The sequence below is a fragment of the Lentzea nigeriaca genome (assembly GCF_016907955.1).
GTDB classification, from domain to species: Bacteria; Actinomycetota; Actinomycetes; order Mycobacteriales; family Pseudonocardiaceae; genus Lentzea; species Lentzea nigeriaca.
The window spans coordinates 74,609-98,796 of sequence record NZ_JAFBCX010000003.1 but is presented as its reverse complement, the minus strand read 5'-3'; the positions used below and the strand labels follow the sequence as shown (position 1 = coordinate 98,796).

Below are 24,188 nucleotides of genomic sequence, written 5' to 3'. Positions count from 1 at the left end.
TCCCCGGCTCATTTTCGTCGGCGGCGTGGTTCACGGGGAATTTACGCACGTCACCTGTCGGCGAAATACCGGGGCCAGACAGTCATACCTGTCGCTCGACAGATATTCCGTCCGGCTCCGGGAGGGCCCATGAGCACGTCTCTCAGTGACACCGGTTCCCCTGGATCCGGCTACGCCCAGGAGTTGCGCAGGGGGGTGGGCACGTTCTCGTCCTTCGCCGCGGGCTTCTCGTTCGTCTCGATCCTCACCACGGTGTTCCAGCTCTTCGGGCTGGGCTTCGGCCTCGGTGGTGCCTCGTTCTTCTGGGCCTGGCCCCTGGTCTTCGCCGGGCAGCTGCTCGTCGCGCTGTGCTTCGCGGAGCTCGCGGCGCGGTGGCCGGTCTCCGGTGCGATCTTCCAGTGGTCCAGCCGCCTGGCGGGCACGACGGCGGGCTGGTTCGCCGGCTGGATCATGATCATCGGGCAGATCCTCACCGTCGCCGCGGCCGCGATCGCGATCCAGGTCGTCCTGCCGAGCATCTGGTCCGGCTTCCAGATCGTCGGAGGATCCGGCGCGGACTCCTCGGTGACCTCGGCGACCGGCGCGCAGAACGCGGTGCTGCTCGGCGTGATCCTCCTCGTGATCACCACGGCCGTGAACATCGCCGGCGTGCGCCACATGGCGTCGGCCACGAGCGTCGGGGTCACCGTCGAGATCGTCGCGGTGATCGTGCTCGTCCTGGCGCTGTTCGTCCTTCCCGAGCGCGGTCCTCAGGTCGTGCTCACGCACGAGGGGTGGACCGGCGAGGGTGCTTATCTCCCGGCGTTCCTCGCCTCGGCGCTGATGGCCGCGTACGTGATGGTGGGGTTCGACTCCGCGGGTGAGCTGTCCGAGGAAACACACTCACCGAGACGAACGACACCGCGCACGATCCTGCACGCGCTCATCGCGTCCGCGATCGGCGGCGCGTTGCTCATCCTCGGCGCGTTGATGGCCGCGCCGAGCCTCACCGACGGAAACCTCGCCACCGCAGGGCTTTCCTGGGTGCTCACCGAACGACTGGGCGGCGTGCTGGGGCGTCTGCTGCTGTGCTGCGTCGCCGTGGCCGTGTTCGCGTGCACGCTCGCCATCCAGACCGCGGGTGCGCGGATGATCTACTCGATGGCCAGGGACAAGGCCTTCCCGTTCCACAAGCAGCTGGCCAAGGTGTCCCCGCGCACCGGAACGCCGGTCGGCGCCTCGATCGTCGTGGGTGTCGGCGCCGCGGTCGCACTCGTGGTCAACATCGGTCAGTCCGCGCTCTTCACCGCGTTGTCGAGTCTGTGCATCGCGATGCTCTACCTCGCGTACCTCGGCGTGACCTTGCCGCTGCTGGTCACCCGGCTCCGGCACCGCAGGACCGATGGCTGGCCGGCAGGTGTCGACGAGCACGGCAAACCGCTGTTCGGCCTCGGCAGGTGGGGAATCCCGCTGAACGCGCTCGCCGTCGTCTACCAGATCGGCATGGCGGTCAACCTGTTGTGGCCACGGCCGGAGATCTACGACCTCACCGGCGAGACCTGGTGGCTGCGCTGGAGCGCGCTGCTCGTGATCGGCCTCAGCCTCGCCGCCGGTGCCGCGTACCTCCTCTACAAGCACCGGCTGCACGGCCGGATCGAGCTGCGCCACGTCCCGCACAGCGCACAGGAGGCCTGAGTGACCGACTCCGTTCTCAACGCCAGGGCGGACGCTCGCGCACGAGGCGGGCAGACGAGCGAGTGGATGCCCTACCTGCCGGCATCGTCGAGCCCGTACCGGCCCCTGGGAGTGGAAGCGCTCACCTGGGCGGAAACCGTTGCGCCGGGCGGATACACGCACAAGGTGCTCGCCAGGGGAACGCGGATCCGGTTCGACGACCCCACCGGTGACGCGTGCGCGCACGTGATCGTCTACAACGCGCTGGAAACGGTCGAGCGGCTCAACGTCGCCGACACCGTGAAGATCCCCTGGCAGGCCTACCTCGGTGCCGGGCACCCGTTGCTGTCGGGTGACGGCCGTGTGCTCGCGACGATCGTCGAAGACACGTCGGGACACCACGACGCGTTCTGCGGGACGACCACCGAGGCGTGGAACCAGCGCAAGTACGGCGATGCCAGGCCGGAGGGGCCGTCCCCGGCGGGCCGTTCGCTGTTCGTCAAGGCCGCGGCCAAACACGGTCTCGCGCCGCGCGACCTCCCGCCGAGTGTGTCCTTCTTCCAGGGAATCAGGGTCGACGCCGACGGTGCGTTCGAGTGGCGGGGATCGGCGGGGGAGGGCACCTCGGTCGAACTGCTGGCCGAACTGCCGTTGCTGATCCTGGTGGCCAACGTGCCGCACCCGCTGGATCCACGCCCGGACTACGTGGCCGGACCGCTGCGCGTGCACGCCTGGCGCAGCGCACCCACCGGGCCGGACGACGACCGTTTCCAGGCCACGCCCGAAGCACACCGGGCCTACCTGAACACCATCGACTACGCGGAGGCGCGAGGACTGTGACCAGCACGATGTCTCTCGACTGGTCGGAACCGCTGGTGCCGGGCGAGGTCGTGCTCGACGACCGGGTCGCTCCCAACGCCTCCTGGTCCGCCGTGGTGCGGGCCGGCCACGTGCTGACCATTGTGGACGTGGGAGGCAACCAGTCAGGCGACTGCCTGCTCTACAACGCCGCCGACACCGAGGAGCGCTACAGCGTCCCCGACACGCTGGCCTGGCAGGGAAACGCCTACGTCCGCACGGACACGGTGCTGCGCAGCAACCTCGGCAACCCGCTGATGACCGTGGTCGGCAACGAGATCGACCGGCAGGACACCATCGGCGGCGCGTGCTCCAAGGAGTCGAACACGCTGCGGTACGGCCACCACGTGATGTTCCACCACGGGTGCCGGGAGAACTTCCTGTCCGAGGGCGCCAAACACGGACTCGGCCTGCGCGACCTGGTGTCCAACCTCAACTGGTTCATGAACGTCCCGGTCGAGGCGGACGGCGCGCTCGGCATCGTCGACGGGATGTCCGCGCCCGGCAAGAGAGTTGCGGTGAGGGCCGACACGGACGTTCTGGTGCTGGTCTCCAACTGCCCCCAGATGAACAACCCGTGCAACGACTTCAACCCGACGCCGCTGCGCATGATCGTGGTGAGCCCATGACGTCGTTCGACGTGGTCCTGGTCGCCAACCGGGGCGAGATCGCGCGCCGGATCATCCGCGGTGCCAACGCCCTGGGCATGAAGACGGTCGCGGTCTACTCCGACGCCGACCGCGCCGCCCCGCACGTCCGGGAGGCCGACACCGCGGTCCGGCTCGGGCCCGCTCCCGCCCGCGACTCCTACCTGCGAGCCGACGCGGTCATCGAGGCGGCTCTCGACAGCGGCGCCGGGCTGATCCACCCCGGCTACGGGTTCCTGTCCGAGAGCGTCGCTTTCGCCCGTGCCGTGGAAACAGCGGGTCTGCGGTTCGTCGGCCCTGCCCCCGAGCAGATCGCCGCGTTCGGCGAGAAGCACACCGCCCGGGAGATCGCGCGCCGCGCGGGCGTGCCGATGCTCGCCGGCACCGGTCTGCTGTCGTCGGCCGACGAGGCCGCCGCCGCGGCCGAACGGATCGGGCTGCCGGTGATGGTCAAGGCGACCGGCGGTGGTGGTGGCATCGGCATGCAGGCCTGTGCCACCGCAGACGAGGTGCGCGGGGCGTTCGAACGCGTGGAGTCGCTGGCACGGCAGAACTTCGGCGCCGCGGGCGTGTTCCTCGAACGGCTGGTGCGCCCGGCCCGGCACGTCGAGGTGCAGCTCTTCGGCGACGGGCTCGGCCGGGTCGCGGTGATCGGCGACCGGGACTGCTCGCTGCAGCGCCGCAACCAGAAGGTCGTCGAGGAGGCGCCCGCTCCGGCCCTGCCGGGCCACGTCCGCGAGCTGCTGCACAGCTCGGCGCGGGAGCTGGCGGCGTCGGTGCGGTACCGCAGTGCCGGCACCGTCGAGTTCATCTACGACCCGGTCCGCCAGGAGGCCTCGTTCCTGGAGGTCAACACGCGGCTGCAGGTCGAGCACCCCGTGACGGAGATGGTCTTCGGTGTCGATCTCGTCGAGCTGATGCTGCGGCTGGCCCGTGACGGCGCGGACGGCCTGCCCGATCGTGTCTTCGACTCGCCGTGGATCCCGGACGGACACGCTGTCGAAGCCCGTGTCTACGCCGAGGATCCCGCGAAGGAGTCACTGCCGTCGTCGGGTCTGGTGACTCGGGCGGTCTTCCCGGAAGATCTCGACGGTGTCCGGGTCGACGGCTGGATCGAGACCGGGCTGGAGGTCTCGCCGCACTACGACCCCATGCTGGCCAAGGTGATCGCCGCCGGTCCCAACCGCGACGCCGCGCTCGACCTCCTCGGCGAGGCGCTCGACGGCTCCCGCGTCGACGGCATCGTCACGAACCTGGGGCTGTTGCGCGCCCTCACCGCCTCCGACGACGTGCGGGCCGCGGTGCACTCGACCTCCAGCCTCGACGTCACCACCGATCCCGATCCCCGCGTCGACGTCCTCGTGCCGGGGACGATGACGACGGTGCAGGACCTCCCAGGCCGGGTCGGGTACTGGCAGGTCGGTGTCCCGCCGAGCGGCCCGTTCGATCCGGTCTCGCTGACCGAGGCGAACCTCGCGGTCGGCAATCCAGCCACCGCACCGGGACTGGAGATCACGGCGACGGGACCGACCTTGCGGTTCTCGGTTCCGTCGGTCATCTGCCTCACCGGCGCACCCGTCGAGTCCTCTGTGGACGGTGAGCCGGTGCCGCAGTGGGAACCGGTCGACGTCCCCGCCGGTGGCACGGTGCGGATCGGTACGGCCGCCGGGCCTGGGCTGCGCACCTACCTCGCCGTCCGGGGCGGCCTCGACGTGCCCGCCTACCTCGGCAGCGCGGCGACGTTCACCCTGGGCGGCTTCGGCGGCCACGCCGGTCGCGCGCTGCTGGCAGGCGACGTGCTGCGGCTGTGCTCACCGGACGCCGCGGAGAACCCGGGACTGACCACGATCGGTGGCCCGACCCCGGCGCACCGCCGTCCCGCGATCACCGGCAGCTGGCAGATCGCGGTCACCGAAGGCCCGCACGGGGCACCCGAGTTCTTCACCCGTGGCGACCTCGACTCCTTTTACGCCAACGATTTCAAGGTGCACCACAACTCCGCGCGCACCGGCATCCGGCTGATCGGCCCGAAACCGGAGTGGGCGCGCCCCGACGGCGGGGAAGCGGGGCTGCACCCGTCGAACATCCACGACACCCCGTACGCCGTCGGCGCCATCGACTTCACCGGCGACACCCCCGTCATCCTCGGCCCCGACGGCCCGTCGCTGGGCGGGTTCGTCTGCCCGGCCGTGGTCGCCAGTGGTGATCTGTGGAAGCTCGGGCAGTTGCGTCCTGGCGACACGGTTCGGTTCGTGCGGGTGCGGGAGGCCGATGCCGCAGCCGACCGGCGATCCGTCCCGCACGTGGTCACTTCGGGCGGCGACGATGACGACGGCGTGTTGGGACGGTTGGAGGAGACCGACAACGGCCCTTCCGTCACGTATCGCCGTGACGGCGACAGCAACGTGCTCGTCGAGTACGGGCCCATGACCCTCGACCTCGCCCTGCGCATGCGGGTGCACGCGCTCCAGGAAACCCTTGCGGCCCATGCCCCGGAGGGCATTCTCGACGTCACGCCGGGCATTCGCTCCCTGCAGGTCCACACGGACCCGGCCCGGTTGAAAGCCTCCGACGTCGCGCGGCTGCTCCAGGAGCTCGAAGGCGAAGTGCCCGCCACGCAAGATCTCGTGGTGCCGTCCCGCACGGTGCGCTTGCCGCTCAGCTGGGACGATCCCGCCACCAGGCTGGCGATCGAGCGGTACATGGCCGGCGTGCGTTCCGACGCGCCGTGGACACCGTGGAACATCGAGTTCATCCGCCGCATCAACGGTTTGGAGTCGGTGGACGACGTCTATCGGACCGTCTTCGACGCGTCCTATCTGGTGCTGGGTCTCGGTGACGTCTACCTCGGCGCGCCGGTGGCGACCCCGCTCGACCCCCGGCACCGGCTCGTGACGACGAAGTACAACCCCGCGCGGACGTGGACGGCAGAGAACTCGGTCGGCATCGGCGGCGCCTATCTCTGCGTCTACGGCATGGAAGGGCCTGGCGGATACCAGTTCGTCGGCCGGACGGTGCAGGTGTGGAACCGCTACCGCCGCGGCGGGCTGTTCGCCGAGCACCCGTGGGCGCTGCGCTTCTTCGACCGGATCGAGTGGTACCCGGTCGAAGCCGACGAGTTGGTCGAACTGCGGGCCGAGACCGACGCCGGACGTGGCGACTTCGAGACGGTCGACGGCACGTTCTCGATCGCCGACCACCTCCGTTTCCTCGACGACAACGCCGACGACATCGCGGCCTTCCGAGCACGCCAGACCGCGGCCTTCGAGGAGGAGAAGGCCCGCTGGCGGCTCGCAGGGGAGTTCGACCGGCACGACGAACCCGAAGTGATCACCGCACCCGACGTGACGCTGCCCGCCGGCGCGGTCGCCGTGACCGCACCGTTCACCGCGACCGTCTGGCGGCTCGCAGTGCAACCAGGTTCCCCGATGACCGAAGGGGACGCGGTCCTCTCGGTCGAGGCGATGAAGATGGAGGCCGACGTGACCACACCCGTCACGGGCAGACTGGTCGAGCTGTACGTGAGTCCCGGCGACCAGGTCGACCCCGGTCAGATCCTCGCGGCGGTGCTGCCATGACGCTCGATCCCATCGCCGCCGTCGACAGGGCCTACGACCGGATCGAGGCCGAGGGCCGCCGGGAGATCTGGGTGACCCTGCGCTTCCGCGAGGACGCGCTGTCCGAGGCGAAGATCATCGCCGAACGGGTGGCCGCGGGCGAGGACCTCCCGCTGGCGGGCCGGGTGATCGCGGTCAAGGACAACATCGACGTGGCCGGGCTGCCGACGACCGCGGGTGCGCCGTCCTACATCTACCGCCCGGACTCGGACGCCACGGCGGTCGCGCGGCTGCGGGCCGCGGGCGCCGTGGTGATCGGGAAGACCAACCTCGACCAGTTCGCGACCGGGTTGGTGGGCACCAGAAGCCCGTACGGCGAGGTCCGCAACGCCTGGGACCCCACCAGGATCTCCGGGGGTTCGTCCGCGGGCTCCGCCGTCGCCGTCGCGCTGGGCATCGTGGACGCCGCACTGGGCACCGACACCGCGGGGTCCGGACGTGTCCCCGCCGCGCTCAACGGCATCGTCGGGGTGAAACCGACGAAGGGGCTGGTGCCCGTCACCGGAGTCGTGCCCGCGTGCTATTCCCTGGACTGCGTCACGGTTTTCGCCCGCGACCTCGCTCTGGGACGGCTGGTCGCCGAGCTCATGTCCGGACCCGACGCCGAGGATCCGTTGTCCCGCGAAGCCCGCGCGGACGCGGTTCTTCCGCCGCGGCCGCGGGTCGCCGTGCCCACCGGCGAGCACCTGGCCGAGATGGCACCCGGCTGGCGCGAGGCCTTCGCCGCGGCAGCGGAGAGCCTGGCCGCCACTGGCGTGGAGATCGTCGAGGTCGACATCGCACCGCTGCTCGAGGCAGCGAAGATGTTGTACGGCGGCGCTTTCGTCGCCGAACGCTACGCCGCCGTCGGTGCTCACATCGAGGCTCATCGCGACCAGATCGGCACCGGCCTCGACCCCACCGTGGCCGCGATCATCCTCGCGGGAGCATCGCCGACGGCCGCGCAGTGGGCCGCCGACACCGCCACGCTCGCCCGCCTCGGTGCGCAGGGACGCGCGTTGCTCGACGGCTGCGACGCGCTGCTGACCCCGACCACCACCTGCCATCCCACCCTCGAGGAGGTTGCCGCCGACCCCGTCGGCGTCAACAGCAGGCTGGGCCGCTTCACCAACTTCGCCAACCTGCTCGACTTGGCCTCACTCGCCGTGCCCGCCGGGTTCGTCGGCGGGCTGCCGTTCGGCGTGATGCTCACCGGTCCGGCGTTCAGCGACCGCGGCCTGGCCGATCTCGCCCGCCGCCTGCTCGCGCCCTCGATCGACCTCTTCGTCGTCGGCGCGCACCTCAGCGGCCAGCCCCTGAACTCACAACTGGTGCAAGCGGGCGGCACCCTGGTCCGCCCGGCCACGACTGCCGCGGCGTACCGGTTGCGCGCACTGGACACGACACCACCCAAACCCGGTCTCATGCGCGTCGCGGACGGCGGTGCCAGCGTCGAGGGAGAGGTCTGGCGGCTCCCGGCGGCGGGGTTCGGCACGTTCGTCGCCGCCGTTCCGCCACCGATGGTCATCGGCACCGTCGAACTCTCCGACGGCGCCGCGGTCCCGGGCTTCCTCGCCGAACCGTGGGCTCTGGAGGGCGCCGACGACATCACCCCGTTCGGGGGATGGCGGGCCTACCTCGCGGCCAACCGGACGAAGGAGACAATGACGAGGTGACTCGCCCCCGCCCCGGCCGCCCACGCCACGCGCCCGACGAGGGCGGCAGCATGTCGCCACGGGAACAGATTCTCGAAGCGGCCGCCGCGCTGTTCGTGGACCAGGGGTTCTCCGCGACGTCGACCCGCGCCATCGCCGACCGGGTCGGAATCAGGCAGGCCTCCCTCTACTACCACTTCGCGGGCAAGGACGACATCCTCCTGGAACTGCTCCGCACCTCGGTGCGCCCCAGCCTGGAGACCGCCCGTGCGCTGGAGGACGCCGCCCCGCAACTCCCGGCGGAGGCGGCGCTCTACGCCCTCGCCATGGCGGACGCGCACACGCTCGCGACGGCACCGCACAACATCGGCATGCTCTACCTGCTGCCCGAAGTGCAGCTGGAGCGCTACGACCTGTTCCGCGAGGACCGCGTGGAACTCCAGGAGACCTACGCCCGCCTGGGCGCCCGCGTCGCCGGGGACGACCCCACCTCGGCGGCGGGGGCGCGCCGGGGGGAGATGCTGATCCAGCTCGTCGAGGTCGTGATCCACCAAAGGCGGACCCGCGTACCGGGCGCGTCCGACTGCCACGCCATCGCCGAGGCATGCCTGCGGGTCTGCGGCGCCGACGAGCCGGCGATCGCCGCCGCACGCAGGGGCTACTCCGCCCTGCGGGGGAGCAGTGACGAGGAGATCTCGGAGAATTCTCCAGGCTTGCACGTTCTCTGAAGTGATCCATGTCGCCGATGTACGCAGCCACTTCGTGAGTAGCGTCGTGAACATGGAGAACGGCGGACCCAGCCGGACGGCGCTCGTCACCGCGTACGCCCGCGCCTACCACCAGATCGCTGACCAGCCACAGATCTTCACCGACCCCCTCGCGGCACGTCTGCTCGGCCATGTCGGGGAAGAACTGCCGGAACTGGGCACGGCCGCAACCGATCGCCTCGGCGGTGCCGTGACGGACCGGCCCCGCCGCCTTTTCTTCGCCACCAGGGCTCGCTTCGCCGAGGACACCGTGGCCGCGGCCGTCGCCGCCGGTGTGCGGCAGGTCGTGATCCTGGGCGCGGGCCTGGACACCTTCGCCTACCGCAATCCGCACCGCGATCTGCGCGTCTTCGAGGTCGACCACCCCGCCACCCAGGCGTGGAAGCGAGAACGCCTTGCCACGGCCGGAATCGACAGCCCCGACACGCTGACCTTCGTGCCGGTCGACTTCGAAACCCAAACGCTCGCAACGGAACTGGAAGCCGCCGGATTCAGCCGGACGGATCCGGCCGTGTTCGTGTGGCTGGGCGTCGTCTACTACCTGACGCCGGACGCCGCCCACGCCACCCTCGCCTACATCGCCGATCAGGCCCAGCCGGTCGAGGTGGTCTTCGACTACCTGCGGACCGCGACCACCGCCGCGGAACGCGCCTACCAACGCGCGCGTGCCGAACGGCTGGCCGCCATCGGCGAACCCCTGTTCAGCTACTTCACTCCCGACGGCATCGCCGCGAAGTTGCGCGCCCTCGGGTTCACCGGTGTCGAGGACCACTCCGCTCCCGACCTGATCTCCGGTTACCTCGGCGGATCCGTGGAGTTCGAGGGATCCTCGGCGCTGCACGCGATGCACATGCTGCGCGCGAGCCGCTGAGGTTGCCGCGTGTGCCTGGTCGTGCCCGCTTGCCAGTGAGCCGGCCAGGTGCCGGTGTGTTCACGTCGTAGGCGGGACCGAAGCCGCCCACCGGAGCACGAACCATTGACGTGAAAGTTGCCACCGTGTTTTGATTTAGCTCACCAGAAGATGTTAACGCTAACATCAGGGCTTCGCACCACTGGGGCCCACCCGTGACCAGCCTGCTGGTCGACCAAGGCTGCCGCTGCAAGGACGCAGGGAGTACGCAGACATGGCACCAGTCACTACACCTTTCGCGGGACACTGGCCCCTGGAGAGCGCCGACCGAGCTCGGCGCCGCGCAACCTAGCCTGAGTCACCCTCGCGCTCGCCTCGGTAGGGGATGTTAGCGCTCACTTGCAGGGTTCCCGCTTCCGAGTCGCGCCCTTCGGCCGCACAGCGGTGGAACTTCGAGCTCCGGGTGGAGTCCTTTGAGGACACCGCGCGGCTCGGGCGTGCGACCCGGTCCGGCTGACCGCACCGCGGACGCCGAAGACCGGCAACGGAGCGGTCATCACGGAGCGGTCATCCCGGCCTCGCCGACTCCTCCTTCGCGTCGTCCCAGACCGCCACCGGCCGCGGCGACGCCACCTTCCGCGTGACGAGCTGACTCGACGCCGACACGGATGTCGGCGCTCACCTCACACCCCACCTGGAGAAGGAGTTCTCGTGATCAATCCACCGCGCCGCGCCCAGCGTGCGCTCCTCGCCGCGGGTGCCACTGCCGCGCTCGCCGCAGGACTGCTCACCTCCACGGCCACCTCGCAGGCCGCCACCCAGGGGCCGTGCGACATCTACGCCGCGGGCAACACCCCCTGCGTGGCCGCGCACAGCACCACCCGCGCCCTGTACGGGGCCTACAACGGCCCGCTGTACCAGGTCAAGCGCGCCTCCGACAACACGACCAGGAACATCGGCCTGCTGAACGCCGGAGGTGTCGCCGACGCCGCCGCGCAGGACTCCTTCTGCGCGGGCACCAGTTGCGTCATCACCGTCATCTACGACCAGTCTCCCAAGGGGAACAACCTCACCCAGGCGCCTGGGGGCGGAGCCGCCGGCGGGCCGGACAACCTGGCCAACGCCTTCGAGGCGCCGATCACCGTCGGCGGACACAAGGCCTACGGCGTCTACGTCGCCCCCGGCACCGGTTACCGCAACAACAACACCAACGGCATCGCGACCGGTGACCAGCCGGAGGGCATGTACGCGATCTTCAACGGCGCACACTTCAACGGCGGCTGCTGCTTCGACTACGGCAACGCCGAGACCAACAACCTCGACACCGGCAACGGCCACATGGAGGCCCTCTACTTCGGCAACAACAAGGGCTGGGGCTGGGGCAGCGGCAACGGCCCCTGGGTCATGGCAGACCTGGAGAACGGCCTGTTCTCCGGAGTCAACCGCGGGTTCAACGCGGGCGACCCGACCGTCAACCACCGGTTCCTGACCGCCATGCTCAAGGGTGGCCCGAACCAGTGGGCCCTCCGCGGCGGCAACGCCCAGTCAGGCAGCCTGTCCACCTTCTACAACGGCATTCGCCCCACCGCCTCCGGCTACAACCCGATGAGCAAGGAAGGCGCGATCATCCTCGGCATCGGCGGTGACAACAGCAAGTGGGCCCAAGGCACCTTCTACGAAGGCGTCATGACCTCGGGCTACCCCTCGGACGCCACCGAGAACGCCGTCCAGGCCAACATCACCGCCGCCGGCTACAGCAGTGGATCGACCAGCACCGGCTCACTGACCCCCGGCTCCCGGATCTCCCTGCGGGCCACCACCGCGCCCTGCTGCACCTCGCACTACCTCCGCCACAACGACGCCGACAGCAAGGTCGTCATCTCGTCCATCAACTCCTCGAGCTCGGCCACCGACAAGGCCGACGCCACCTGGATCGTCCGCGCCGGCCTGGCCAACACCTCCTGCCTGTCCTTCGAGTCCGTCGACAAGCCCGGCCAGTTCCTGCGCCATTACAACTACCAGCTCAACCTGAACGCCGACGACGGCGGCAGCGCGTTCGCACAGGACGCCACGTTCTGCTCCACCACGGGCAACAGCGGCACCGGCAACTCGTTCCAGTCGGTCAACTTCCCGACGAAGTACCTGCGCCACTACAACTACACCGCCTACATCGCGAGCAACGGCGGCTCCAACACCTGGGACTCCGCCACCTCGTGGGCTCAGGACACCAGTTGGCTCACCGCGTCTCCCTGGAGCTGACGGGCGTCATTCTCTAATTTTCGGTAGGACGGGCGATCGCTGATCGGGTGGAAGTTCATTTTGGCGTTCGGCGTCACACTCGTGTCCGGGGCGGTGCTGGGAGTCCTTTCGCTCGTACTGTTCCCCAGATGTTTGTCGACGTTTGGCTGAGCTGTTTTCACCTATTACTGCTCCCGTTGGGCCAACCGCGCAGCGCTGCGCGGTTGGCCCGCATCCATCCTGACCCGTGTCCATTCCCCGGCCGGCCGAAGCCGTTGACATGTTCCCATTTTGGCAATTCGCCGCACTACCGCGCAACTGATCGAGTCAGCAGGATCGACCGGGTGAGCCCTGTTCGTCACCCGAGCGAAAGTAGATCTTCATGCTTACGCTGAGATCCTTGCGTCTGGTCAGAGCAAGTGCGGTTGCAATTACTCTGATCGGCGCCTCCGCAGTATCGGCGAATGCCGAGCCCGTGGCCGTGCGGGCCGTTTCCCAAGCGATTCCGGGAAGCTATGTCGTTGTTCTGAAGGACAACACGATCACCACTTCGGCCGCGCTGACCAGCAGGTACGGCGGCACGGTCACGGCCACCTGGCAGCACGCCCTGCACGGTTTCGCCGCGCGCATGAGCGCAGGCCAGGCCGCCCGGCTCGCGAAGGACCCGGCCGTGTCCTACGTCCAGGAGGACGGCCAGGTCCACCTCACCGACTCGCAGCAGAGTCCGCCGTCGTGGGGCCTCGACCGGGTCGACCAGCGGCAGAACGCGCGGGACAGCCGGTACACGTTCGAGTCACGTGCGGCGAACGTGCGGGCCTATGTGATCGACACCGGCATCAGGACGAGCCACGCCACGTTCGGCGGCCGGGCTGCTTGGGGCACGAACACCACTGGAGACAACAACAACACCGACTGCAACGGCCACGGCACGCACGTCGCCGGCACCATCGGCGGCGCCGAGTACGGCATCGCGAAGAGCGTGAACCTGGTCGCCGTCAAGGTGCTCGGCTGCTCGGGTTCCGGATCGTGGACGGGCGTCATCAGCGGCATCGACTGGGTGACCGCCAACGCCGTGCGGCCTGCTGTCGCCAACATGAGCCTGGGCGGTGGTGCGAACGCCGCGGTCGACCAGGCCGTGCGGAACTCGATCGCGTCGGGCGTCACCTACGCCATCGCGTCCGGCAACAACAACGCGAACGCCTGCAACTACTCGCCGGCCAGGGTGACCGAGGCGTTGACCGTCAACAACGCCACCGTCGACGACCGTCGGGCCTCCTCGTCCGACTTCGGCTCCTGCACCGACCTGTTCGCACCCGGAACGAGCATCACGTCGTCGTGGAACACCAGCGACACGGCGTCGAACACGATCAGCGGCACATCGATGGCGACCCCGCACGTGGCGGGCGCGGCGGCGCTGTGGCTCGCGAACCACCCGTACGACACCCCGCCGCTCGTGGCGAACGCGTTGCTCACCAACGCGACCCCGAACGCGATCACGGACCCGGCCGGATCGCCGAACCTCCTGCTGTACGCGCCTGTCTCCGACGGCGTGACGGACACCAAGGCGGACTACAACGCCGACGGACGCGGCGACATCGCGTTGAACGGTGTACCCGGCTGGGGCTCGATCCCGACCGCGTTCTCCGCGGGCACCGGCGCGTTCGGTGTCACCAACGCGGGTGTGCCGGACTTCGCGACCTGGTCGAGCACGCCCGGCGTGAAGTTGCTGACCGGCGACTTCAACGGCGACGGACGCACCGACATCGCGCTGACCGGTCCCGCCGGCTGGGGCTCCATCCCGGTCGCGTTCTCCAACGGCGACGGCACCTACTCCATCACGAACGCCGCGGTGCCCGACTTCCCGGTCTGGGCGACCACACCGGGCGTCAAGATCGTCACCGGCGACTTCAACGCCGACGGGCGCACCGACATCGCACTGGCAGGCGGCGCGGGCTGGGGTTCCGTGCCCGTCGCGTTCTCCCGCGGAAACGGCACGTTCAGCATCACCAACGCGGGGGTCGGGGACTTCGCGACCTGGGCGAACACGCCGAGCGTGAAGCTGGTGACCGGCGATGTGAACGGCGACGGACGTACCGACATCGCACTGACCGGTGTGCCGGGCTGGGGTTCGATCCCTGTCGCGTTCGCCAACGGGGACGGCTCGTTCAGCATCACCAACAACGGTGTCGCGAGCTTCCCCGGATGGTCGGCGACACCGAACGTCAAGGTTCTCACCGGCGACTTCAACAACGACCGGCGGATGGACTTCGCGTTGACCGGCGTGCAGGGCTGGGGTTCGATCCCGGTGGCGTTCTCCAACGGGGATGGTTCGTTCGGCGTCACCAACGCGGCGGTCGCGGACTTCCCGACATGGGCGACGACCGCGGGCGTCCGGATCGTGGCCAAGGACTTCAACGGCGACGGCCGCACGGACATCGTGCTGACCGGTGGCCTGGGCTGGGGTTCGATCCCTGTCGCGTTCTCCAACGGAGATGGTTCGTTCGGTGTCACCAACGCCGCGGTCGCGGACTTCCCCGCCTGGGCGAACTCGGCAGGAGTCGAACTCGTGGCGCGTGACTTCAACGGCGACGGCAGGACGGACCTGGCGTTGACCGGTGTCAACGGCTGGGGCTCGATCCCCGTGGCGTTCTCAGGCGGCAACGGCACGTTCGGCATCACCAACGCCGGCGTGACGGACTTCCCGACCTGGGCGGCGACCCCGGCGGCGTCGATCCTCTGACCAAGGGTGCGACGAGCCCAGGCCGGTGGCCTGGGCTCGTCGTGATCCGCTCAGGCCGCGTGGTGCTCCGCCGGGTCGTTCGCCAGGAGGAACTCACGCAGTCCCACCAGGTCGTCGGTGTTGATCTGGTCGACGTCGGCGGCGATCAGCTCGCGCCACACCGCGTCCCGCGGTGCTCCGGCCACGTCCGGCGTGGCCCAGAACCGCACCCGGTACCCGGCGGCATGCGCCTGCGAGACGATGCGGTGCAGCTTTTCCCGTTCCTGCACCGGAATCGGGCCCACTCCCTGCCACGTGAAGTTGTTCGTCCAGTTGTCGCTGACGAGCGGCATGAACGTGGCCGGCGTGCCGGTGCCGAGATCACTCAGCCGCCCGTCGTACCCGGCGAGGCGGCGGCACTGGGCGAGCATGTCCTCACGCGGCCGGTTCCCGCTGATGACCACCTCGACCGCGCCGCGCCGTTCGTGACCGTTGGTCCACTGGGTGAACATGGAACGGAACTCGCGCAGCGCCTCGTCCACCGCACGGTAGGTGGAGGGCCCGTCGCTCTTCACATCGATGAGCAGCTGCAGGGATCCGCGCCAGCGCGGGTAAACGCTGCCCTTGTTGGTACGCACCCGCTCGGCGAGTGGCTGGAGGTAGAGGCTGCGCAGGGTGCGGCCCGGTCGTGTGCCGGCCAGGTCGTGCGCCACGCGGAGTTCGCCGTCCACCAGCCACACGTCGGCCTCAACCGACCCGAACCCGTTGTCGAGGGCGTCGGCCAGCGGGCGAGCGTGCTCGTAGTCGTTGTGCGCATGGGCGCGTTCGAGCGGCTGCACGGGTGCCGCCGCGGCGACCGCGGGCGACACGACGCCGGCGGCAACGGTCCCGAGCAGCGCCAGGAGAACGGACAGCGTCGATCGCTTCATCTGGTAGTTCCCTTTCTCTGCTCACAGGGCACGGGCGATGCTGCCACCACCGGCGTGGTCCGTGATCAACGATTGGGGGAACTGTCGCGGAAATCAGGGAAAGCGACCTGTGCCCGATCACGAATGCTCGGCGTGGCAGTGCGGCACGTGGCCAGGCGGCGGCACGTCCAGCGAGGGGTTGCGGTCGAAGAACCCGGCGGGCTTGAGCGAGAACCCGACGTACTCGCACGGCATGATCGGCCAGTCCTCCGGCCGCGGCAGGTGGGAGGTGCCGAAAGTGTGCCAGAGCACGACGTCGGTGTTGACGAGGTCGCGTTGCTGGGGCACCCAGCGCCGATGCCGTCGCCGGGGTGCTGGTAGTCGCGTGCAGCTCCCGAGGGTCACAGCCGTTTACCCCCGAAAAGGCGATCGCGTCGAACCCCGACTGGGTGCGACACCGCGAGCAGCCTCTGGCACGCCGGGAAGCTCGCCGACAAACCAGTCACGTTCGTGTCGTCCGCCGTGCAGCACGGCGGACAGGAAGCCACGATCCGGTCGCTGAACAACGTCTTCTACCACTGGGACTGCGTCATCGTCCCGCTCGGCTACACCGACGACATCGTGTACGCGGCCGGTGGAAACCCTTACGGCACTTCATGACCCGCGGGCTTCCCGTCGACCATGCCCGACGAGACGACGCTCGAGTGCGCCCGCTTCCAGGGCGGCCGCCTCGCTCGCTTCGCCTAGGTGCTCGCGGGCGCGCGGTCGGAGGCGAGCCCGGACTGAGATGAGCAGGAGAGGGGAGGAGCGATCGTCAGGTAATCGCAAGGTGGCAGGAACCCCGCCAAGCCGCCGTCATCGTGTTGGGTACATCTTCGCCGCCGCTGCCCAGCGTACGAGCCGGAAGGTGTCCAATGATCCACGCGATTGTCGCCGCGGCCATGGCGATGTCCACCGTCGTCCTCCCACAGGCCGACATCCCGCCACCCGGCGCGGTCACCATCGACACGATCAACGGAAGCGGCTGTCCCAAAGGCACCACCTCGGTGACGGTGTCACCGGACAACTCCGCCTTCCACGTGGTCTTCAGCAGCTATGCGGCCAAGGTCGGCCCTGGTGCCGCGCCGACGGACTTCCGCAAGAACTGCCAGCTGAGCGTCAGGGTGAACGCGCCGGAGGGCTTCGTCTACGGCATCTCCAAGGTCGACTACGCCGGCTACCTCCACCTCGAACGCGGTGCCACCAGTTCCCTGAGGTCCAGCTACTACTTCCAGGGCATGACGGACACGGGCTACCGCAGCCACAACTGGCAGGGCCCGGTGGATGACGAGTGGCAGGCCACGGACGTGGGCTCGCCGATCATCTACCCGCCCTGTGGTGTGAACAGGAACCTCAACATCAACACCGAGCTGCGGGTCAACGTGGGCACGTCGGATTCGAAGAAGGCGAGCTTCATGGCGATGGACTCGCTCGACGGCCACGCCAAGACGGACTACTTCTTCTCCTGGAAGCGTTGCCCGTAACCGAAAACCTGGTCGCAGGCTCGGAGCGTTGATGGCTCCGGGCCTGACGACTGTGCTCGTCGACGCGCGATGCGTCGCCCCGCGATGAACGGCACGTTCTACGGTTCACAAGGTCTCGACGAGCTTTCTGAGCGGTGCGGAGAGGTCCGGTGTAGCAGCCGGGCTGCGACGTAGAGCAGTGCGAGGTGTCCGGCGTCGGTGTTGCACGTCGGCTTCGCTCAGGTCGACGTTCGCCGTTTGGCCGGCGAGGTCGAGCATGCGTGGATGGTCGAGCAGTCGCGGCTCGCCAGTATTCACAGTTGTTTCAGTGTGAACTGAAGTCAGTACATATCGTCGCACATGTCGCTGCTGACCTGCTGTTCAAGCAAGACTTCGAGAACCCACAACGTTGGAACGTTCTGCCGCACTGACTGCGGTTTGAACAGGGTTGAACCAGAACCCGTTGCCGTTCAACACCGGGAGTACATGTGCGCTGACGACGACACCGGCTCGGCCCGGTGTGCCCGTCAGCGCAGGGCGGGCTCCGTCTTCGCGCGCACCTCGTCCTCGGTGACCCCTGGTGCCAACTCGACCAGCCGCAGCCCGTCGGCGGTCACGTCGAGGACGCAGAGGTCGGTGATGATCCGCTGGACGACGGCCCTGCCGGTCAGTGGGAGGCTGCACTCGCTCACGATCTTGAATGACCCGTCCCTGGCGACGTGCTCCATGAGGACGATGATCTTGCGAGCGCCGTGGACCAGGTCCATCGCCCCGCCCATGCCCTTGACCATCTTGCCGGGGATCATCCAGTTGGCGATGTCGCCGGTCGCCGAGACCTGCATGGCGCCGAGGACGGCGCTGTCGATCTTGCCACCGCGGATCATGCCGAACGACGTGGCGGAGTCGAAGAAGCTCGCGCCCGGACGCACCGTGACCGTCTCCTTGCCGGCGTTGACGAGGTCCGCGTCGACGTGCTGCTCGTCGGGGTAGGGCCCGACGCCGAGGATGCCGTTCTCCGACTGCAGGACCAGTTCGACGCCCTCCGGTACGTGGTTCGGTACGAGGGTCGGCAGCCCGATGCCGAGGTTGACGTAGGCGCCGTCCTCGAGTTCGGCCGCGGCGCGTGCGGCCATCTGCTCCCTGGTCCAGCTCAACGGACCGTCCTCTTCTCGATGCGCTTGTCGGCGGCCGCCTCCGGCGGGAGCGCGACGACGCGCTGGACGAAGACACCTGGGGTGTGGATCTGGTCGGGGTCGAGTTCGCCGGGGTCGACGAGCTCCTCGACCTCGGCGATCGTGATGCGGCCGCACATCGCCGCGAGTGGGTTGAAGTTGCGCGCGGCACGCCGGAAGACGAGGTTGCCGTGACGGTCGCCTTTGCTCGCGCGGACGAGGGCGAAGTCGGCGATGATCGCCTGCTCCAGGACGTACTCGCGCTCGCGGCCGTCGACCGTGAACCGCCTGGTCTCCTTGGCCGGGGAGCTCACGACCACGTTGCCCTCGACGTCGTACCTCCACGGGATGCCGCCCTCGGCCACCTGCGTGCCGGCCCCGGTCGCGGTGAAGAACGCCGGGATGCCGGAGCCGCCCGCGCGCATGCGTTCGGCGAGCGTGCCCTGCGGCGTGAGCTCCACTTCGAGCTCTCCGGCGAGGTACTGGCGGGCGAACTCCTTGTTCTCCCCGACATACGACGACACGATGCGCCGCAGCCTGCCGGCCTGCAGCAGACGGCCGAGGCCCCAGTCGTCGACGCCGCAGTTGTTGGAGACCACCTCGAGGTCTGCGGCTCCGTGGTCCAGCAGGGCTTCGATGAGCGCGGACGGGATGCCGCACAGCCCGAAGCCGCCGACCGCGATGCTCGCCCCGGACGGGATGTCCGCCACCGCCGCGGCCGCGTCGTGGAGCACCTTGTCGATCACCGCGTGCCTCCGGGAGAGGGAGAGACCGCGGCCCGGCACTCGCCGAAGCCGATCGGGGCGGCGCCCTCGCGGTGGGCGCGAGCGCGCAGGACGACCTCGTCGCCGTCGAGCAGGAAGGTCCGTTTCTCGCCGTTGGGCAACGTGATGGGCTCGGTTCCGCCGTGGCTGAGTTCGAGGAAGCTGCCCTCCGATCCCGGCGTCGGACCGGAGATCGTGCCGCTGCCGAACAGGTCGCCGGGCCGCAGGCTGCAGCCGTTGCTGGTGTGATGGGTGATCATCTGCGCGACCGACCAGTACATGTGCCGTGTCGACGAGGAGCTGACGAGCGCGGGCTCCTCGCCCGCCGCCCGCATCCGCGCGGTGGCCAGGTGGACCTCGAGGTCGATGTCGAAGCCGCAGCTCCGCCGGTGTGCCTCGGAGTCGAGGTGCGGCAGTGGGGCGGGGTCGGCGGCGGGACGGTCCCACGGCGTCCGGTACGGCGCCAGCGCCTCGGGGGTGACCACCCACGCCGAGACGGTCGAGGCGAAGTTCTTCGCCAGGAACGGGCCCAGCGGCTGGTACTCCCAGGCCTGGACGTCGCGTGCGCTCCAGTCGTTGAGCAGGCAGAAGCCGGCGACGTGGTCCTCGGCCTCGTCGAGCGCGATCGGCTCGCCGAGCTCGTTGCCAGGGCCGATCCAGATCCCCAGCTCCAGCTCGATGTCGAGCCGCTGGGTCGGGACGAACGTCGGCGCGTCGGCGTCGGGGCGCTTCGTCTGACCGAGCGGCCGCACGACGGTGCCGCCGCTGACGCCGATGCTGGACGCCCGGCCGTGGTAGCCGATGGGCACCCACTTGTAGTTGGGCAGCAGCGGGTTGTCTGGCCGGAAGATCGAGCCCACGTTCACAGCGTGGTGGATGCCGACGTAGAAGTCGGTGTAGTCGCCGATCGCACCGGGGAGCAGGACGTCGACGTCGGCCACCGGGGTGAGCAGTGCCGCGACCTGCTCCTGCGCCGGGGAGCCCTCGACGAGCAGCCCGTGCAGTGCCGTCCGCAGGGCCCGCCGCGGGCCGGCGCCCAGCGCGAAGAGCGCGTTGAGAGACTCCTCGCCAGCGGCCTTCGCGGCAGCCAGCGCCTCGTCCTCGAGCAGGCCCGCGACGGCGAGCCCGGTCAGGTCGAGCACGTCGTCGCCGATCCGCACGACCCCGCGTGGTGCTCCGCCCGCGCGGGGTGCGACCACACCGAACGGCAGGTTCTGCAGCGGGAAGTCGCTTCCCTCACCCGCCGACGCGACCCAGCTGCGCAGGCTCGGGTCGTGCGTCACGTCGAGGTCGGCCAGGGCGCTCACGGCTGCTCCGGGGTGAAGCGCTTGACCAGACCGCTCCAGCAGTTCGCGTAGTCCCGCTGGCGCTGCGGTGACTCGGCGGCGTACGCCGTGACCCGCTGGGGGAAGCGGGTCTCGAACATGAAGGCGAGGGTGCCCTCCTGCTTGACCGGCTTCATCTCCTCCGTGCTGCCTGCTTCGAACGCCTTGGCATCCGGACCGTGGGGCATCATGCAGTTGTGGAGGCTGATGCCACCTGGCGCGAACCCGCCGCCGGGCTTGGCGTCGTAGACGCCGTACACGAGTCCCATGAACTCGCTCATGATGTTCATGTGGTACCACGGCGGGCGGAAGGTGTCCTCGGCCACCATCCAGCGCTCGGGGAAGCAGACGAAGTCGATGTTGGCTGTCCCCGGCGTCTCGCTCGGCGAGGTGAGCACGGTGAAGATCGAGGGGTCCGCGTGGTCGAAGAGCAGTGGGCCCACCGGCGAGAACCGTCGCACGTCGTACTTGTACGGCGCGTAGTTGCCGTGCCAGGCGACCACGTCGAGCGGTGAGTGGCCGAGCGTCGTCCGCCACAGGTCGCCGCCCCACTTCACGTAGAGCGTCGAGGGCACTTCGCGGTCCTCGAACGCCGCGACGGGCGTGAGGAAGTCGCGTGGGTTGGCCAGGCAGTTCGCGCCGATCGGGCCGCGCTCGGGCAGCGTGAAGGCGCCGCCGTAGTTCTCGCAGAGGTAGCCGCGGGCGGGACCTTCCGGCACCTCGACGCGCAGCTTCACACCGCGGGGGACGACCACGATCTCACCGGGTGCCGCGTCGATGACGCCGAACTCGGTGCAGAACCGGACCGGGTTGTGCTCGAGGACGAAGAGCATCTCGGCGTCGCCGTTGTAGAAGTACTCGTCGACCATCGAGTCCGTGATCGTGTAGACGCTGTTGGCGAAGCCCGTCTGCGCCTCGACGTCACCGCCGGTCGTGATCGTGCGGATGCCCGTGATGAACGTGGTCCGCTCGGTGTCCGGCAGTGGGTGCGGGTCCCACCGCATTTGCGCGATCGGCACCTTGGGGGCGTCGTCCGGGGCCGAGCGCCAGTGCTTCACGGACTCCGTGGGGCTGCCCGCCTCGGTCGGCACGAGGCTGAACTCACCCCAGTGGGCGACACTCGGACGGATCCGGTAGAGCCAGGAACGCTCGTTGCTGGCGCGCGGGGCGGTGAACGGCGAGCCGCTCAGCTGCTCGGCGTACAACCCGTAGGCACATCGCTGCGGCGAGTTGCGGCCGACCGGAAGGGCACCGGGAAGGGCCTCGGTCTCGAAGCCGTTGCCGAAGCCGGACAGGTACGAGGTCATCGCGTGTTCCTCAGGTTCGGTGCTGGAAAGCGGTGACAGTGGAAGGAAGACCCAGCGCGGCCAGGTCTTCGACCGGCGCGCTGGTGCTGCAGGAGCCGAACGAGCGGAACAGGTTCCGCACGTCGCCGGCGGCGTCCGCGGACAGGCCCGCGGTGGCTTCGACGACGGCCGCGGGATCGCGCTCCAGCAGAGTCGCCTCGACCTCGGCGACAGGTGCGCCGACGAGCGCGCGGGCTGTCCCCGCGATCACGTCGAGAAAGCCGAAGTGGCCGAAGCCGGTCGTGCTGTCGGTGTGGGTGATCGCGTGGTGGAGCCCGGCGGTGGCCTTGAACGGGAGACCCCGCTCGGCGGCGGCGACGAGGAACGCGGCCAGTTCGGCGGCGGACGGGAACATCTCCCGCCGTACGCCGCCACAGCGGACCTTTGCCCGGTGGCCATGCGCCTTCAGCAGGTCGAGGTCGGCGCCGTGCACCGGCCGGACGCCGACCTCGACCCAGACCTCGAGGCCTGGGACCTGGGCGACGAGCGCGTCGGCGACGGCGAGCACCTCCTCGCGTTCGGCCGACCCAGCGGGCAGGACGGTCTCGAACCCGCGCAACACCAGGTGCGGGTCCTCCAGCACCGCCTCGATCTCCCGGCAGGTCGTCCAGGCGGCCGGCCCGAGGGCGATCAGTTCGATCCGGTCCCCGTCGGCCAGGTGCTCCCGCAGCTCGGCGAACCGGCCGACCGGGCACACGAAGCGGTGCGTCAGCACCGGGCTCGCGGCTGCCCGGTCAGCCCGGTGACGGGCCACGGCGGCGGCCATGTCGAGCTCCTCCGGCGGGAACAGCCCAGCGTCGTCGACCAGGCCGCGGACCAGCTCGTCAGAGGTTGCCACGGCGATCCTGCTCGCGCTCGATGGACTCGAAGAGGGCCTTGAAGTTGCCCTTGCCGAAGCCCAGCGACCCGTGCCGCTCGATCAGCTCGAAGAAGACCGTCGGCCGGTCACCGAGCGGCTTGGTGAAGATCTGCAGCAGGTAGCCGTCCTCGTCGCGGTCGACCAGGATGCCCCGCCTCTTCAGCTCCTCGACCGGCACCCGGACCTCACCGATGCGGGCCCGCAGCTCGGGGTCGTCGTAGTAGGCGTCGGGCGTGTCGAGGAAGTCGACACCTGCCTTGCGCAGCTCGTCGACGGTGCGCAGGATGTCGTTGGTCGCGAGCGCCAGGTGCTGGGCGCCGGGGCCGCGGTGGAACTCGAGGTACTCGTCGATCTGCGACTTCTTCTTCGCGACGGCCGGCTCGTTGAGCGGGAACTTCACCCGGTGGTTGCCGTTGGCGACCACCTTCGACATCAGCGCCGAGTAGTCGGTGGCGATGTCGTCACCGATGAACTCCGCCATGTTCACGAAGCCCATGACCCGGTTGTAGAAACCGACCCACTCGTCCATCTTCCCGAGCTCGACGTTGCCGACGATGTGGTCGAGAGCCTGGAAGAGACGCTTCGGCGCACCCTCACGCTTCACGAACGTGCTCGACGCCGGCTCGTAGCCAGGGAGATGGGGGCCGTCGTAGCGGACACCGCCGACCACGCGCTGCACGAGCGTGTGCCGGGTCTCGCCATACGTCGCGATAGCGGCGACGCGGACGGTGCCGTGCTCGTCGGTCAGGTCGTGCGGCTCCTCGAGGACAGTGGCTCCGGCCTTCTTCGCCTGGGCGATGCACTTGTCGACGTCGGGCACCTCGAGAGAGATGTCGACGACGCCGTCGCCGTGCTTCGCGTGGTGGGCGACCAGCGGGCTGTCCGGGTGGACAGCACCCTTGAGAACGAAGCGGATCGAGCCGGACTTGAGCACGAACGCCTTGTGGTCGCGGTTGCCGTTCTCCGGGCCCGAGTAGGCGACCAGCTCCATGCCCCAGGTCGCCTGGTAGTAGCTCGCGGCCTGGGTGGCGTTGCCCACGACGAACACGATGGAGTCCCAGCCGCTGACCGGGAACTGATCCTGGGTCTCGTCGTAGTCGACGAGACCGACCAGCTGCCTGAGCTGCTCGGCGTCCAGGCCGGCGAGCTTCTCCTGCGCGGTCAGGGTGCCTTCGAGGGTCATGTCGTCTTCCTCCAGCAGCTCTGTGGGGGCTATCTAGGCACGGAGCATGCGGAGACTGCGAGAAGCTCGGCAACATCACCAAACAACGATGCGCACACTGCTACTCTCGCTCAGACGAACCCCACTGCAACTATGCAAATTGCCTA

At 69.2% G+C, this 24,188-nt stretch carries 18 protein-coding genes and 1 pseudogene; 11 read left to right on the top strand and 8 right to left on the bottom strand.

What is annotated here, in order from left to right; translation table 11 throughout:
- The first annotated feature begins 129 nt into the window (after positions 1 to 129).
- The 9 genes from JOD27_RS11435 (at position 130) to JOD27_RS11395 (ending at position 15,004) form a co-directional block, all read left to right on the top strand.
- On the top strand, positions 130 to 1,674 hold the full coding sequence (locus JOD27_RS11435) for an amino acid permease (protein ID WP_204762158.1): 1,545 nt from the start codon (positions 130 to 132) through the stop codon (positions 1,672 to 1,674).
- Positions 1,675 to 2,493, top strand: coding sequence for an urea amidolyase associated protein UAAP1 (locus JOD27_RS11430; protein WP_307830082.1), 819 nt, complete (start codon positions 1,675 to 1,677; stop codon positions 2,491 to 2,493).
- Positions 2,490 to 3,140 carry an urea amidolyase associated protein UAAP2 gene (locus tag JOD27_RS11425; RefSeq protein ID WP_307830081.1) on the top strand — a complete coding sequence of 217 codons (651 nt, stop codon included), beginning with the start codon at positions 2,490 to 2,492 and terminating at the stop codon, positions 3,138 to 3,140. The genes JOD27_RS11430 and JOD27_RS11425 overlap by 4 nt, the downstream gene beginning before the upstream one ends.
- The gene (uca, locus tag JOD27_RS11420; protein WP_204762157.1) at positions 3,137 to 6,736 is read left to right on the top strand and encodes an urea carboxylase; all 3,600 of its coding nucleotides are present in this window, start codon (positions 3,137 to 3,139) and stop codon (positions 6,734 to 6,736) included. The genes JOD27_RS11425 and uca overlap by 4 nt, the downstream gene beginning before the upstream one ends.
- On the top strand, positions 6,733 to 8,430 hold the full coding sequence (atzF, locus tag JOD27_RS11415) for an allophanate hydrolase (RefSeq protein ID WP_204762156.1): 1,698 nt from the start codon (positions 6,733 to 6,735) through the stop codon (positions 8,428 to 8,430). The genes uca and atzF overlap by 4 nt, the downstream gene beginning before the upstream one ends.
- Positions 8,427 to 9,137 carry a TetR/AcrR family transcriptional regulator gene (locus tag JOD27_RS11410; RefSeq protein WP_204762155.1) on the top strand — a complete coding sequence of 237 codons (711 nt, stop codon included), beginning with the start codon at positions 8,427 to 8,429 and terminating at the stop codon, positions 9,135 to 9,137. The genes atzF and JOD27_RS11410 overlap by 4 nt, the downstream gene beginning before the upstream one ends.
- Before the next feature lie 34 nt (positions 9,138 to 9,171).
- Complete coding sequence (locus JOD27_RS11405; protein ID WP_307830080.1) at positions 9,172 to 10,047, top strand: class I SAM-dependent methyltransferase; 876 nt, start codon at positions 9,172 to 9,174, stop codon at positions 10,045 to 10,047.
- A gap of 690 nt (positions 10,048 to 10,737) precedes the next feature.
- Positions 10,738 to 12,285: an alpha-L-arabinofuranosidase B gene (locus JOD27_RS11400; RefSeq protein WP_307830079.1), complete on the top strand. Its 1,548-nt coding sequence runs from the start codon at positions 10,738 to 10,740 to the stop codon at positions 12,283 to 12,285.
- Positions 12,286 to 12,745: 460 nt separating this feature from the next.
- Positions 12,746 to 15,004, top strand: a complete 2,259-nt coding sequence (locus tag JOD27_RS11395) for a S8 family serine peptidase (RefSeq protein WP_307830078.1) — start codon at positions 12,746 to 12,748, stop codon at positions 15,002 to 15,004.
- A gap of 50 nt (positions 15,005 to 15,054) precedes the next feature.
- Here the strand turns inward: JOD27_RS11395 and JOD27_RS11390 are convergent, their stop codons facing one another.
- Both JOD27_RS11390 and JOD27_RS11385 read right to left on the bottom strand, forming a co-directional pair.
- Positions 15,055 to 15,912: a phosphatidylinositol-specific phospholipase C/glycerophosphodiester phosphodiesterase family protein gene (locus tag JOD27_RS11390; protein ID WP_204762153.1), complete on the bottom strand. Its 858-nt coding sequence runs from the start codon at positions 15,910 to 15,912 to the stop codon at positions 15,055 to 15,057.
- Between the two features lie 117 nt (positions 15,913 to 16,029).
- A pseudogene (locus tag JOD27_RS11385) lies at positions 16,030 to 16,242 on the bottom strand (copper amine oxidase); the annotation flags it as partial.
- A 159-nt stretch (positions 16,243 to 16,401) separates the two neighbouring features.
- On the opposite strand from JOD27_RS11385, the gene JOD27_RS11380 reads away from it, so the two are divergent.
- Both JOD27_RS11380 and JOD27_RS11375 read left to right on the top strand, forming a co-directional pair.
- Positions 16,402 to 16,551, top strand: coding sequence for an NADPH-dependent FMN reductase family protein (locus JOD27_RS11380; RefSeq protein WP_204762151.1), 150 nt, complete (start codon positions 16,402 to 16,404; stop codon positions 16,549 to 16,551).
- Between the two features lie 254 nt (positions 16,552 to 16,805).
- Positions 16,806 to 17,414: a DUF4360 domain-containing protein gene (locus JOD27_RS11375; RefSeq protein ID WP_204762150.1), complete on the top strand. Its 609-nt coding sequence runs from the start codon at positions 16,806 to 16,808 to the stop codon at positions 17,412 to 17,414.
- Between the two features lie 506 nt (positions 17,415 to 17,920).
- Here the strand turns inward: JOD27_RS11375 and JOD27_RS11370 are convergent.
- The 6 genes from JOD27_RS11370 to hppD are packed head-to-tail and all read right to left on the bottom strand — an operon-like array spanning position 17,921 to position 24,042.
- The gene (locus JOD27_RS11370) at positions 17,921 to 18,547 is read right to left on the bottom strand and encodes a CoA transferase subunit B (protein WP_239566949.1); all 627 of its coding nucleotides are present in this window, start codon (positions 18,545 to 18,547) and stop codon (positions 17,921 to 17,923) included.
- Positions 18,544 to 19,308 carry a CoA transferase subunit A gene (locus JOD27_RS11365; RefSeq protein WP_372441689.1) on the bottom strand — a complete coding sequence of 255 codons (765 nt, stop codon included), beginning with the start codon at positions 19,306 to 19,308 and terminating at the stop codon, positions 18,544 to 18,546. Before JOD27_RS11365 ends, JOD27_RS11370 begins: the two co-directional genes overlap by 4 nt.
- Entirely contained in the window at positions 19,308 to 20,636 is a 1,329-nt protein-coding gene (gene fahA / locus JOD27_RS11360; RefSeq protein WP_307830077.1) for a fumarylacetoacetase, read from the bottom strand. Before fahA ends, JOD27_RS11365 begins: the two co-directional genes overlap by 1 nt.
- Positions 20,633 to 21,961, bottom strand: coding sequence for a homogentisate 1,2-dioxygenase (hmgA, locus tag JOD27_RS11355; protein ID WP_204762148.1), 1,329 nt, complete (start codon positions 21,959 to 21,961; stop codon positions 20,633 to 20,635). Before hmgA ends, fahA begins: the two co-directional genes overlap by 4 nt.
- A 10-nt stretch (positions 21,962 to 21,971) precedes the next feature.
- Positions 21,972 to 22,838 carry a hypothetical protein gene (locus JOD27_RS11350; RefSeq protein WP_204762147.1) on the bottom strand — a complete coding sequence of 289 codons (867 nt, stop codon included), beginning with the start codon at positions 22,836 to 22,838 and terminating at the stop codon, positions 21,972 to 21,974.
- Positions 22,825 to 24,042, bottom strand: a complete 1,218-nt coding sequence (hppD, locus tag JOD27_RS11345; protein WP_204762146.1) for a 4-hydroxyphenylpyruvate dioxygenase — start codon at positions 24,040 to 24,042, stop codon at positions 22,825 to 22,827. The genes JOD27_RS11350 and hppD overlap by 14 nt, the downstream gene beginning before the upstream one ends.
- Positions 24,043 to 24,188 lie beyond the last annotated feature (146 nt).

Excerpts from the sequence above, each read along its gene's own strand:
- JOD27_RS11435 (WP_204762158.1), top strand. The coding sequence starts at position 130 with ATGAGCACGTCTCTCAGTGACACCGGTTCCCCTGGATCCGGCTACGCC.
- uca (WP_204762157.1), top strand. The coding sequence starts at position 3,137 with ATGACGTCGTTCGACGTGGTCCTGGTCGCCAACCGGGGCGAGATCGCG.
- atzF (WP_204762156.1), top strand. The coding sequence starts at position 6,733 with ATGACGCTCGATCCCATCGCCGCCGTCGACAGGGCCTACGACCGGATC.
- JOD27_RS11390 (WP_204762153.1), bottom strand. The coding sequence starts at position 15,912 with ATGAAGCGATCGACGCTGTCCGTTCTCCTGGCGCTGCTCGGGACCGTT.
- JOD27_RS11375 (WP_204762150.1), top strand. The coding sequence starts at position 16,806 with ATGATCCACGCGATTGTCGCCGCGGCCATGGCGATGTCCACCGTCGTC.
- hmgA (WP_204762148.1), bottom strand. The coding sequence starts at position 21,961 with ATGACCTCGTACCTGTCCGGCTTCGGCAACGGCTTCGAGACCGAGGCC.
- hppD (WP_204762146.1), bottom strand. The coding sequence starts at position 24,042 with ATGACCCTCGAAGGCACCCTGACCGCGCAGGAGAAGCTCGCCGGCCTG.